11 protein-coding genes are annotated in these 12,300 nt (G+C 71.2%); 1 reads left to right on the top strand and 10 read right to left on the bottom strand.

All coding sequences use genetic code 11. From position 1 onward, the window contains the following. Positions 1-85: 85 nt before the first annotated feature. The 9 genes from ACFYXK_RS14560 to ACFYXK_RS14520 all read right to left on the bottom strand — a co-directional run bounded on the left by ACFYXK_RS14560 (position 86) and on the right by ACFYXK_RS14520 (position 9,851). The gene (locus ACFYXK_RS14560) at positions 86-898 is read right to left on the bottom strand and encodes an HAD family hydrolase (protein WP_389411445.1); all 813 of its coding nucleotides are present in this window, start codon (positions 896-898) and stop codon (positions 86-88) included. Continuing rightward, a complete protein-coding gene (gene serS, locus ACFYXK_RS14555; protein ID WP_389411444.1) occupies positions 895-2,172 on the bottom strand; it encodes a serine--tRNA ligase in 1,278 nt (425 codons plus the stop codon). The genes ACFYXK_RS14560 and serS overlap by 4 nt, the downstream gene beginning before the upstream one ends. Before the next feature lie 526 nt (positions 2,173-2,698). After that, on the bottom strand, positions 2,699-3,634 hold the full coding sequence (pheA, locus tag ACFYXK_RS14550; protein WP_389411443.1) for a prephenate dehydratase: 936 nt from the start codon (positions 3,632-3,634) through the stop codon (positions 2,699-2,701). A 42-nt stretch (positions 3,635-3,676) separates the two neighbouring features. Further along, a complete protein-coding gene (gene efeB, locus ACFYXK_RS14545) occupies positions 3,677-4,960 on the bottom strand; it encodes an iron uptake transporter deferrochelatase/peroxidase subunit (protein ID WP_389411656.1) in 1,284 nt (427 codons plus the stop codon). After that, positions 4,957-6,936, bottom strand: a complete 1,980-nt coding sequence (locus ACFYXK_RS14540; RefSeq protein ID WP_389411442.1) for a copper resistance CopC/CopD family protein — start codon at positions 6,934-6,936, stop codon at positions 4,957-4,959. The genes efeB and ACFYXK_RS14540 overlap by 4 nt, the downstream gene beginning before the upstream one ends. Before the next feature lie 22 nt (positions 6,937-6,958). Beyond that, positions 6,959-7,456, bottom strand: coding sequence for a copper chaperone PCu(A)C (locus ACFYXK_RS14535; RefSeq protein ID WP_389411441.1), 498 nt, complete (start codon positions 7,454-7,456; stop codon positions 6,959-6,961). Beyond that, on the bottom strand, positions 7,453-8,103 hold the full coding sequence (locus ACFYXK_RS14530; protein WP_383507099.1) for an SCO family protein: 651 nt from the start codon (positions 8,101-8,103) through the stop codon (positions 7,453-7,455). The genes ACFYXK_RS14535 and ACFYXK_RS14530 overlap by 4 nt, the downstream gene beginning before the upstream one ends. A 109-nt stretch (positions 8,104-8,212) precedes the next feature. Then, positions 8,213-8,917, bottom strand: a complete 705-nt coding sequence (locus tag ACFYXK_RS14525; protein WP_389411440.1) for a YcnI family protein — start codon at positions 8,915-8,917, stop codon at positions 8,213-8,215. Positions 8,918-9,026: 109 nt separating this feature from the next. After that, on the bottom strand, positions 9,027-9,851 hold the full coding sequence (locus ACFYXK_RS14520; RefSeq protein ID WP_389411439.1) for a hypothetical protein: 825 nt from the start codon (positions 9,849-9,851) through the stop codon (positions 9,027-9,029). A 218-nt stretch (positions 9,852-10,069) separates the two neighbouring features. Between ACFYXK_RS14520 and ACFYXK_RS14515 the strand changes: the two genes are divergently transcribed. Beyond that, positions 10,070-10,561, top strand: coding sequence for an ATP-binding protein (locus tag ACFYXK_RS14515; protein ID WP_389411438.1), 492 nt, complete (start codon positions 10,070-10,072; stop codon positions 10,559-10,561). 186 nt (positions 10,562-10,747) lie between these two features. On the opposite strand, the gene ACFYXK_RS14510 is transcribed toward ACFYXK_RS14515, so the two are convergent. Continuing rightward, on the bottom strand, positions 10,748-12,214 hold the full coding sequence (locus tag ACFYXK_RS14510; RefSeq protein ID WP_389411437.1) for an aminopeptidase P family protein: 1,467 nt from the start codon (positions 12,212-12,214) through the stop codon (positions 10,748-10,750). Between the last annotated feature and the right edge of the window lie 86 nt (positions 12,215-12,300).

Genomic DNA, 12,300 nt, shown 5'->3' with positions numbered 1-12,300 from the left:
AGCAACAAAAAGGTCCGGAGCAGCCACTTCGAGCGCGCCTTGCGGCGCGGGCTGTTCCGGACCTTCCCTGTTCCCGGCCGAGCCGTCAGCCGGCGCCCAGCAGGCGCTCCAGCACCACCGCGATGCCGTCCTCCTCGTTGGAGGTCGTCACCTCGTCGGCCACCGCCTTCAGCTCCGCATGGGCATTGGCCATGGCCACGCCGTGGGCCGCCCAGCCGAACATCGGGATGTCGTTGGGCATGTCACCGAAGGCGATCGTGTCCGCCGCCTTCACACCCAGCCGGCGGGCGGCCAGCGAGAGGCCGGTGGCCTTCGTCAGCCCCAGCGGCAGGATCTCCACTATCCCCGGGCCGGCCATGACGATGTCCACCAAGGAGCCCACCGTCTCCCGGGCCACCTTCACCAGCGCGTCGTCGTCGAGCTCCGGGTGCTGGATGTACAGCTTGTTCAGCGGAGCCGTCCACACCTCCGCGGTGTCCTCCAGATAGATCGCCGGCAGGCCCTCCTGCACCTGGTAGCCGGGGCCGAACAGCACGTCGCCGTCCACCCCGTCCCGGCTGGCCGCGAGCGCGAGCGGACCCACCTCGGCCTCGAGCTTCGACAGCGCCAGACCGGCCAGCTGCCGGTCGAGCGTCACCGAGGTCAGCAGCCGGTGGGCCCCCGCGTCGTAGACCTGTGCGCCCTGCCCGCACACCGCGATCCCCTTGTAGCCGAGGTCGTCCAGCACACCCCGGGTCCAGGGCACGGCCCGGCCGGTGACGATGATGTGCGCCGCGCCCGCCGCGGTGGCCGCGACGAGCGCTTCACGGGTGCGTTCCGAGACGGTGTCGTCGCCGCGCAGCAGCGTGCCGTCGAGATCGGTCGCGACGAGCTTGTACGGGAACGGGGCCGGGCTCACTTGGTGATCGGCTCCAGGACCTCGCGGCCGCCCAGGTACGGACGGAGCACCGCAGGCACCCGCACCGAACCGTCGGCCTGCTGGTGGTTCTCGAGGATGGCGACGATCGTGCGCGGTACGGCGCACAGCGTGCCGTTCAGCGTCGAGAGCGGCGCGGTCTTCTTGCCGTCGCGGTAGCGGATCGACAGGCGGCGGGCCTGGAAACCGTCACAGTTCGAGGCGGAGGTGAGCTCGCGGTACTTGCCCTGCGTCGGGATCCACGCCTCGCAGTCGAACTTGCGCGAGGCGGAGGAGCCCAGGTCACCGGTGGCGACGTCGATCACCTGGAAGGGCAGCTCCAGGCTGGTCAGCCACTGCTTCTCCCACTCCAGGAGGCGCTGGTGCTCGGCCTCGGCTTCCTCCGGCGCGACGTACGAGAACATCTCGACCTTGTCGAACTGGTGGACGCGGAAGATGCCGCGGGTGTCCTTGCCGTACGTACCGGCCTCGCGGCGGAAGCACGGCGAGAAGCCGGCGTACCGCAGGGGCAGCTTGTCGGCGTCGATGATCTCGTCCATGTGGTACGCGGCGAGCGGGACCTCGGAGGTGCCGACGAGGTAGTAGTCGTCCTTCTCCAGGTGGTACACGTTCTCCGCGGCCTGGCCGAGGAAGCCGGTGCCCTCCATGGCGCGCGGGCGGACCAGCGCCGGGGTCAGCATCGGGATGAAGCCGGCCTCGGTGGCCTGCGCGATCGCCGCGTTGACCAGGGCGAGCTCCAGCAGGGCGCCGACACCGGTCAGGTAGTAGAAGCGCGAGCCCGACACCTTGGCGCCGCGCTCGACGTCGATGGCGCCCAGCGACTCGCCGAGCTCGAGGTGGTCCTTGGGCTCGAAGCCCTCGGCGCCGAAGTCGCGGATCGTGCCGTGCGTCTCGAGGACGGTGAAGTCCTCCTCGCCGCCGACCGGGACGTCCTCGTGGACGATGTTGCCGAGCTGGAGGAGCAGGCGCTTGGCGGCCTCGTCGGCCTCGTTCTGCTCGGCCTCGGCGGCCTTCACGTCCGTCTTGAGCTGTTCGGCCTTCTTGAGCAGCTCTGCCCGCTCCTCCGGGGAGGCCTTGGGGATGAGCTTGCCGAGCGACTTCTGCTCATTGCGGAGTTCGTCGAAGCGCATGCCGGAGGACCTGCGGCGCTCGTCGGCGGAGAGCAGTGCGTCGACGAGTTCGACGTCCTCTCCACGGGCGCGCTGCGAGGCGCGGACACGGTCAGGGTCTTCACGGAGCAGCCGGAGGTCAATCACCCCTCCAGGCTACCGGGCTGGGCTTCCTGGGCTCACACCGATATCACGCTGCGTGTCGCTATGTCCCAATTGCGGAGAATGGAAAACTCTGGCCGGCTGGCTGGAAGTGGTCCTTGTCGGCCGGTCAATAAAAGTGGCCCATTCCCTGAAAAGGGGCACAACCGGGGTATCCGGGCAGCCTCTGAGCAGGGCGGGAAGGCGTTCCTTGTCCACAGGAATTGTCCACCGCAGGGACTTTTCCACAGGCTGTGCGCCGGATCTGTGGACACGGAATTAGATCAATCCCCATCGGTGGGCCGCCGGGACGAATCAGGGTTCAAACCACCCTCACACACTCATTCGGGTGGGAATGACTCGCTCCAAAGAGTTGATCGGCGATGCGGGGGTGACGCCGTTCACCTCCCGCTCCCCAGCGCGAAACCTGGGCCCGCCGACCGATTTGTCGACCTTGTCGCGCCATGATGTCGACTAGTCCACAGGTCCCCATCTCGGCCTGTGGATAACTCTGTGGACAGTGGAGGAAGAGCTACGCCCGGCCGTCGAGGCAGCGCGTCAGCCAGTCGGAAGCGGCCGTGAAGTCACCGTCCGAGGTGCCGGGCCGCGGATCGCGCACGTCACCCTGAGCAACGCCCGCACGCGGGTAGGAACCGAGGAAGCGGACCTGGGGACAGGTGCGCTTGAGCCCCATCAGTGCCTCGCTGACCCTGCGGTCGGAGATGTGGCCCTCCGCGTCGACGGCGAAGCAGTAGTTGCCGATGCCCGCGCCCGTCGGCCGGGACTGGATCAGCATCAGGTTGACCCCGCGGACGGCGAACTCCTGGAGGAGCTCCAGCAGCGCACCGGGGTGGTCGTCGCCGAGCCACAGCACGACGGAGGTCTTGTCGGCGCCGGTGGGTGCGGCGGGCCGGGCGGGACGCCCGACGAGCACGAACCGGGTCTCGGCGTTCTCCGCGTCGTGGATCTCGGTGACCAGCGGGACGAGCCCGTACGTGGCGGCCGCGAACTCGCCCGCGAAAGCGGCGTCGAAGCGGCCCTCCTGGACCAGCCGGGCGCCGTCGGCGTTGGAGGCGGCCGACTCCCACACCGCGTCGGGCAGGTTCGCCCGCAGCCAGTTGCGCACCTGGGGCTGGGCGACCGGGTGCCCGGTGACGGTCTTGACGTCCGACAGCTTGGTCCCGGGCCGCACGAGCAGCGCGAACGCGATGGGCAGCAGCACCTCGCGGTAGATCATCAGCGGTTCGCCGGAGGCCAGCTCGTCCAGCGTGGCGGTGACGCCGCCCTCCACCGAGTTCTCGATCGGAACCAGGGCGGCCGCGGCCTCCCCGTTGCGTACGGCATCCAGGGCGGCCGGGACCGACACCATCGGGACGAGCTCCCGGGTCGCGGCTTCCGGCAGTGTGCGGAGGGCGGCTTCGGTGAAGGTGCCCTCGGGACCGAGATAGGTGAAGCGGGTGGCCGACATGTGATCAGCCTAATGCCGGGCCCCCGACCGCCGGGGCGCTGTTCATCCCTCGAGCAGCCGCTGCCCCACGTACTCCCCGTCGCGCGGGCCGGGCGGCACCGCGTACAGCCCGCTGGACTCGTGCCTGATGAACTCCGACAGGGCGTCCCCGCGGTCGAGCTTGCGCTGGACGGGGACGAAGCCGCGCAGCGGATCGGCCTGCCAGCAGATGAAGAGGAGCCCCGCGTCCGGGGTGCCGTCGGCGGCGATCCCGTCGTGGAAGGAGAAGGGCCGCCGGAGCATGGCGGCTCCGCCGTTCTGCTCGGGGGCCGAGATCCGGGCGTGCGCGTTGGACGGGATCACCGGCTTGCCGTCGGGGCCGATCTTGTCGAGGGCCATCTTGGTGGTCTCGGTGCCGCCGGTGAGGGGCGCGCCGGTGGCCTTCGTGCGGCCTATGACCTGCTCCTGCTGGGCCAGGGACTGCTTGTCCCAGTCGTCGAGGAGCATCCGGATGCGGCGTACGACGGCGTACGAGCCCCCGCCCATCCAGGCGTGCTCGGCGGGCCCCGGGCCCGTGGCGGGGACGAAGATCCGCTTGTCGAAGTCCGGCTGCGCGGGCTTCGGGTTGCCGGTGCCGTCGATCTGGCCCATGAGGTTGCGGGCGGTCATCGGGGCCGCGGTGGCACCGGGGGACCGGTTGAAGCCGTTCATCTGCCAGCGCACGCGGGCGGCGTCCCCGGCGTCCTTCTGCAACGCGCGCAGCGCATGGAAGGCGACGAGCCCGTCGTCGGCGCCGATCTGGACCCACAGGTCGCCGTTGCTGCGCTGGGCGTCGAGCCGGTCGGCGGAGAAGTCGGGCAGCGGGTCGAGGGCGGTGGGGCGGCGGGCGGCGAGCCCGGTCCGCTCGAAGAAGGAGTGCCCGAACCCGAAGGTGACGGTGAGGGAGGACGGCCCGGCGTCGAGGGCGATCCCGGTGTCCGCGGACGAGACGGCCTTGCCCGCCATCAGCAGGCGGGCGGTGTCCGACCAGCGGCGCATCAGTGCCGCGGCCTCCTTGCGCCCGGCACCCGGGGCCAGGTCGAAGGCGAGGACGTGGCCCTTGGCCTGCAGCGGGGTGGTGATGCCGGCCTGGTGGTCGCCGTGGAAGGCGACTTCGGTGGCGCCGAGGGAGGCGAGGCTCCCGGCGGCGCCGGGAGCGCCGGCCGGGGAGTCGGCGACTGCGGAGTGCACGAGGGCACCGCCGGTGGCGCCGAGTGCGAGCCCGGCGGCGCCTGCGGCGCCGACCGTGCCCAGCAGCCGGCGCCGGGAGATCTCGATGTCGGGGTTGCTCTCGGTCACGCTGGTCAGCCGATCTTCACGTTCTTCTGCACGGTCGTCTGGTCGATGTCGGAGGTACGGACGGTCACGTCGATCCGCCATTCCCCGGAGAGCGGCAGCTGGACGCCGGATGCGCTCCAGTGTCCGGGGGCCGCGCGCTCCGGGATGAGCGGCAGGGGGCCGATGTCCTTGGCGGGGAGGGTGAAGGCGACCTTGATCTCGGGGATGTCGAGAGGCTTGCCCTCCGGGTCGTCGACCCAGACGTGGAGCGAGTTGGCGCCGACCCGGCCCGGGTCGAGTTCCACCCGGACCGATCCCTTCCCGTTCTCGCCGCCGGTGTCGAACGGCAAAGTGATCTTGATGGCGCGGTTGGGGACGGCGGTGGAGGCGGCGGACTCGCGTCCGCTCGCCTGCTCGGCGGTCCGGCCGGGTTCGGTACTGGTGAGGACGGTGGTCACGGCGAGCAGGACGACGGCGACCCCGGCCTCGGCGAGGACGGAGCGCCGCAGCCCCGCCCGGTTCGGATCGGCGTCGCGGACCTGTTTCTCGCGTGCACTCTCGCGGGCGGCGCGCTGGCGGGCCAGCTGGGCGGCGCGCTTGGGGTTCTCGGGGACGGTGACGGCAGCCGGCTGTGTTTCACGTGAAACATCGCGCTGCCGAGCGATCTTGCCCGGCTTCCCTGCGGGAGCGTCGGTGAGCCGAGCGGTCCACGAGCGGGAGACGTAGGCGACGGCGACCAGGACGGCGACGAGCCCGACCTTCAGCAACAGGAGCCGCCCGTAGCTGGTGCCGGTGAGCGCCGACCAGCTGCCGATCTGGCGCCAGGACTGGTAGATGCCGGTGATGGTCAGCACCAGGACGCTGACGAATGCGACCCGGGAGAACCGCCGGACCGCCTCGCGCTCGATCCCGGGGACCTTGTGGAGGGCGACGAGCAGTGCGGTGAGTCCGCCGAGCCAGGCGGCGACGGCCAGCAGGTGCAGGATGTCGGCGGGCATGGCGATACCGGGCTGGATACCGGTCGAGGCGTGCTCGGAGAGGGCCCAGGTGGCGGCGATTCCGCCGGCGACGACGGCACCGCCGATGCCGAGGCCGAAGAGGAGGTCGTTGGCCTCCTTGTCCGCGGCCTGTGCCTTGCCGCTGCCCTTGTCCCCGTTCTTGCCCTTGCCGATGTCCCCGGTCTCGGCGGTCCTGCGCGCAAAGGCGCCGAACAGCACGGCGATGAACAGCGCGGCGGCACCGAGAAGCAGCAGCCGGGAGACGAGGGAGGCGCCGGGCTTGGTCTCCAGCACGGCCTTGAGGCCGCCCAGGTCCAGCGCGTCGGCGAACTTCCCCGACCCCGTGTACGGGTTGCGGAGCACCAGCATCGCGAGGGTGGCGGCGGTGAGCGTGACCCAGGCGCGCACGACGAGCTTCTGCAGCGGGCGCTGCGTGGCGCCGCGGCGCCAGCACAGCAGGATGAAGGCGGCCCCGCCGACGAGAACCGTGAAACCGCCGTAGGCGGCGTAGCGGGCGATGCCGTACGCGATGCCGACAGGTCCGCCGCCCGCCTGCCCGGTGGGCAGGGCGACGCTGGTCGCCGAGGGGGCGCCGATGGAGAAGGTGAAGGCGCCGGAGACGGGGTGGCTGTCCGCCGACACGGCCTGCCAGGCGACGGTGTACGTGCCGTCCGGCAGCCCGGAGTGCAGCGCGGTGCCGTAGCGGACGGTGGATCCGCTGCACATGTCGCGCAGTTCGCCGGTGTCCACCCGCCTGCCCTGCGGGTCCATGACGCGGATGGAGTCGTCGCCCATGGCGACCTGCTCCGAGAAGGAGAGGGTGACCTGGGCGGGGGCCGTGGCGACCACCGCCCCGTCCTTGGGGTCGCTCGCGGTGAGTGCGGCGTGTGCCGTGGCCGGGCCGGCCCCGGTGAACAGGGCTGCCAGCAGGGCCGCGAGGACCAGCGCGAGCCGCGGCAGGAGTGCCGCGGCCCGGACGCGGGCCGGGGAGGGGGCGATGGCCGTCATGGCGTGTCAGTACCTCGGTCCGTCAGTGGGCGCTGGTGTTCTGGGCGTTGTACGTCCGTTCCTTGACGTCCAGCTCGACCTTGACCGGGTCGGCCTTCTCGAAGCGCAGCTCGACGGTGACCTTGTCACCGACCTTCGGCGTGTTCTTCAGCCCCATGAACATGACGTGGTTGCCGCCGCGCTCCAGCTTGAGCTCGCCGTTGGCCGGCACGTCCATGGCCGCGACCTGCTGCATCTTCTGGTCCTTGGTCTCGTGGATCTGCAGATCGTCCGAGAGCGGGCTGGTGACGGCCGTGAGCTTGTCGGCCGTCTTCGAGCCGTTCTTGATGACCATGAACGCGCCGGCCATCTTGTCGTTCACGGGCTCCGGCATGAAGGCGCCGGTGACCGTCATCTTCGGCTTGTCCGTGCCGGCCTTGGCGGCCGAGCCGGAGTCGGAGTCCGAGGAGCAGCCGGATATGGCGAGCGCTGCCGTCAGGGAGAGTGCGGCGGCGAGGGTGCGGGTGGTGCGGGCGTTCACGGGTTCTCTCCCTTGATGATCTTCGGCAGGTCCTTGGTGTAGTCGTCGACGGTGCTGCCTTCGCCGTAGAGGAGGTAGCCCTCGTCGGTCTTGGGCGAGAACGCGATGACCTGGGCGCCGTGCATGGAGACGACGCTGCCGTCGGCCTCCTTCTTGGCGGCCTCGATACCGATGCCGAGCTTGCGCGCGGCGGCCTGGATGGTGGCGAAGTCCCCGGTCAGTCCGGTGAAGGACGGGTCCTGGGCCTTGAGCCACGCGCCGAGGGAGTCGGGAGTGTCCCGTTCGGGGTCGGTGGTGACGAACACGACCTGGAGCTTGTCCTGGTCGGCCTTGGGGAGTGCCTTCTTGGCGACGGCGATGTTGCTCATCGTCAGGGGGCACACGTCGGGGCAGTTGGTGTAGCCGAAGTAGATGAGCGTCGGCTTGCCCTTGGTCTGTTCGCGCAGGTTCCACGGCTTGCCGGTGGTGTCCGTCAGGACCAGCTCCGGCTTGTCGAAGGGGCGGTCGAGGACCGTGGCGGTACCGGCCTTGGACTGGCCGGTGATCTGCGTGACCGCGTCGGTCTTTGTGGGCTCACCGCCGCAGGCGGTGAGGGTGAGCGCGGCCGCTGCCGCGAGGGCGGCGACCGTCACACGTGTGGTGCGCATGGAGAAATGTCCCTGGGATCGGGTATGTGGTGCGGGCGGGCCGGCCACGAGGGCGGGCCGGCTGCGCGCACGTTCTGGATACGGGGATACGGCCTGCGGCCGCGTCAGGTCAGGAGGCGCGGCGACGCGAGGCGACACCGAAGGCGACACCGCCGAGACCGATGACGATGCCTGCGACGCCGAGGATCCGCGCGGTCGTGTCGGAGGCGTCCGCGGCGGCCTCGTCGTGGCCCTTGTCGTCCTTGGCGGCGGTGGCGCCCTTGTCGTCGTGGTGGCCGTCGGCGGCCTTGGCCGCGGTCAGCTTCAGGACGGGCGCCGGGTTCTGCGGCTCCGCCGCGCCTTCCTTGGTCTCCTCGATCCAGCGGACGACCTCGTTGTTGTCGTACGTCTGGATCGCCTTGAAGACCATCTGGTCGGCGTTGTCGGGCAGCTTGCCGACGGAGACCGGGAACTGCTGGAACTTGCCGGGCTCGATCTTGCCGCCGCTCCAGGTCACCTTGGTGACGGCTTCGTTGACCTGCTTGCCGTGGACGGTGAGCGGCTTGTCGAGCTTGCTCTTCTCGACCGTGACGGTCCAGCCGGGGACGTCCTGCGGCATGACGGACGTCAGCGGCTGGTCCACGGGGAAGTTGACTTCCAGCTGCGTGGTCGAGGCGTTGTCGCGCTCGTTCGGAACCTTGAAGTTGATCGTCGCGTAGCTGCCCTTGGCGGCCTCTCCGGGCTGCACGCCGACGTGCGCGAAGGCGGTGCCGGACATGACGAGGACGGTGCCGGCGGCAAGGGCGGCGGCGAAGGAGACGCGAGAGGTCTTCATGGCAGAAACACTCCACAGGGGCAGTGGTGACGGTGGTTCCGCGCACGGGCGCGCGCGGAGTTCGCGGCACCGGTGCTTCCGCCGGGTGCTCCGGGGAGGGGGTGCCGCGTCAGGCTGCGAGGGTGAGCGCCGTGCACGGCGGCCCGCGCCTGATCACCGTGTGCTGGAGTGCCTCCCGGCCGGTGGGGGCGGCGGGTTCGGCGGCGGTCCGGGTGGCCTGCGGAGTACCGGCAGGCGTGCCCGGAAGCCCGGCGCCGAGGGCGCGTACGAAGGCCAGCGCGGCGCGCAGAGGGCGTACCGGATCGGCTTCGGCGGAGGTGCGGGACAGCTCGACGAGCCGGAACAGGGCGGCGTCGCCGCGCCCCAGCAGCCAGCCCGCGGCCAGCGCGGCCAGCAGGTGGCCGACGATCATGCCGGTGCTGAACAGGCCGGTGGCGGGCGCCGCGTAGGCCTGCGCCATGTGCGCGTGGCCGGCATGTGCCTGAGCCGCGGCCTGCTCTGCGGCCTGGGCCGTCACGGCGGCCGGGTCCAGTCCGGCGCTCTCCAGGATCTGCCGGGCGTCGGCCGGGCTGAGCGGGACGGAGTTGCCCCCGCAGACCAGTCGGGCGGCGAGCGCGGCGACGGAGGCGTCGGTGCCGGCGGGTGTCCGGGCGGCGGCGTCGCCGTGCTGGGCGAGGCCGAACACGGCGTGCAGGCCGAGCTGCCCGAAGGCGAGCCCGGCGGCGATGCCGGGCAGCGAGCGCCGGTGTCCCGCGAGCGGGGCGGCGACCGCGAACACGGCGAGGAAGGCGATGACGAGGGCCCACCACGGCACGGTGGCGCAGGACGCCAGCGCGTGCCCGGCCGCGGACAGCACGACGAGGACCGCGGTGAACACCGCGGCCCGGATCAGCCGGAGGCCTGCTCCGGCGGGCGTCGCGTGGGGGACAGTCATGGCCGGGCCATCATCGCACTGACCTCACGCCGTCCATACGGCAGGTCCGGAAGGTCGTGAGTGCCCCTGTACGAGGGCTTCACCTCGGGTGTCCCCGCCGGGCGCAGGCCTGTCAGACGCCGCATACACCGCTGCCCGGGAGTGCCGCATCGGCCGAATGAGGGCTGTGCCGGCCGCCGGGCGCTTACGCACCCCCGCGGGCGGCAATAGGTACCCGTATGAGCATCTGGTGGTCTCTCCACTTGAGGCGCGAAGCCGCGAGCGTGCCGCTCGCCAGGCGGTTGCTGCTGGGGACGATGGAGACCGCGGGGGTGGACCCGGACATCTCCTTCGATCTGTCGGTGGCGCTGAGCGAGGCGTGCGCGAACGCGGTGGAGCACGGCGGCCCGGCGGCCGAGGCCGGTGTCGGCGCGGAACCGGATCCGGAGGCGTCCGCGGCGTACCGCGTCACGGCGTACCTGGACGGGGACTGCTGCCGCATCGAGGTGACCGATTCGGGACCGGGATTCCCGGCGGCGACGGTCACGGGGCGCAGACCCCCGCCGGCCGGCCCCTCCGAGCCGTCGCAGAGCGAGCACGGACGGGGCCTGTGGCTGATCGCGGAGCTCGCCGACCACGTCAGGTTCCGCAACCGGCCGGGCCGGGGCGCGGTGGTCAGCTTCGACAAGATCCTGAAATGGCGTGAGGGAGCGCTGCTGAAGGCCTCGTAGCCGCGCAAGTCCTCCCGGATACGCCGATGGACGGGACTCGCGTACGAGATCCCGCCCATCGAAGGTCAGCCATGGGGCGTCAGCCGTCCGGGGCCGGCCGTCCGGGGCCGGCCGTCCGGGGCCGGCCGTCCGAGGTCGGCCGTACGAAGGCGGCCTTCCCGGGCCGGCCGTCGCGGCCCGCCGGAGTCAGCCCTTGAGGCGCGCCATCCAGGCCTCGACATCGGCCGAGGCGCGCGGCAGCCCGGCCGACAGGTTCCGGTTGCCGTCCTCGGTGACCAGGATGTCGTCCTCGATCCGGACGCCGATCCCGCGGTACTCCTCGGGCACGGTCAGGTCGTCGGCCTGGAAGTACAGACCGGGCTCGACGGTGAGGCACATGCCCGGCTCCAGCGTGCCGTCGACGTACGCCTCGGTGCGCGCGGCGGCGCAGTCGTGGACGTCCATGCCGAGCATGTGGCCGGTGCCGTGCAGGGTCCAGCGGCGCTGCAGGCCGAGCTCCAGGACGCGCTCGACCGGGCCCTCGAGCAGGCCCCACTCGACGAGCTTCTCGGCGAGGACGTGCTGCGAGGCGTCGTGGAAGTCGCGGAACTTCGCACCCGGCTTGACGGCCGCGATGCCGGCTTCCTGGGACGCGTACACCGCGTCGTAGATCTTGCGCTGGATGTCCGTGTACGTGCCGTTGATCGGCAGGGTACGGGTGACGTCGGCGGTGTAGAGGGAGTGCGTCTCCACGCCGGCGTCGAGCAGCAGCAGGTCGCCGGAGCGGACGTCGCCGTCGTTGCGGACCCAGTGCAGGGTGCAGGCGTGCGGGCCGGCGGCGCAGATGGAGCCGTAGCCGACGTCGTTGCCCTCGACGCGGGCACGCAGGAAGAACGTGCCCTCGATGTAGCGCTCGGAGGTGGCCTCGGCCTTGTCCAGGACCTTCACGACGTCCTCGAAGCCGCGGACGGTGGAGTCGACGGCCTTCTGCAGCTCGCCGATCTCGAAGTCGTCCTTCACCGCGCGGGCCTCGGAGAGGTAGACGCGCAGCTCGTCGTCGCGCTCCTTGGTGACCTTGTCGGTCAGAGCGGTCTCGATGACGGAGTCGTGGCCGCGGACGCCCCGGACCGGGCCCTCGGCCTCGGCCAGCTCCTCGGCGAGCTTGCGGACGTCCTTCGCGGGGATGCCCAGCAGCTGCTCGGCCTCGGCCAGTGAGTGGCGGCGGCCGACCCACAGCTCGCCCTGGCCGGAGAGCCAGAACTCGCCGTTCTCGCGGTCCGAGCGGGGCAGCAGGTAGACGGTGGCGGTGTGGCCGGTCTCGCCCGAGGGCTCGAGGACCAGGACGCCGTTCTCGGTCTGGTCGCCGGTCAGGTACGCGTACTCGGTCGAGGCGCGGAAGGGGTACTCGGTGTCGTTCGAGCGGGTCTTGAGGCGACCGGCGGGCACGACCAGGCGCTCGCCGGGGAAGCGCGCGGACAGCGCGGCGCGGCGCGCGGCGGTGTGCGCGGCCTGGGCGATCGGCTCCAGTCCGTGCAGCTCGGTGTCGGCCCAGCCCGTGCGCATGTTCTCCGCGAGTTCGTCGCTGACGCCCGGGTACAGCCCGTTCTTGCGCTGCTTGTGCTTCTTCTGGGGCTGCTCTTCTTCCGGGGTCTCCGGGGTGAGCTCGTCAGCCACGTCTTCTCCTCAGCTACGACAGGACCGGGTATGGACCGCATCCATCGTATGTGCGAGGGGAAGACGCCCGGCGGCAGGTGTGATAA

Source organism: Streptomyces sp. NPDC002209 (assembly GCF_042890265.1).
GTDB lineage: Bacteria > Actinomycetota > Actinomycetes > Streptomycetales > Streptomycetaceae > Streptomyces.
The sequence above is the reverse complement of the archived record's forward strand: the minus strand, read 5'-3'. Positions and strand labels throughout refer to the sequence as shown.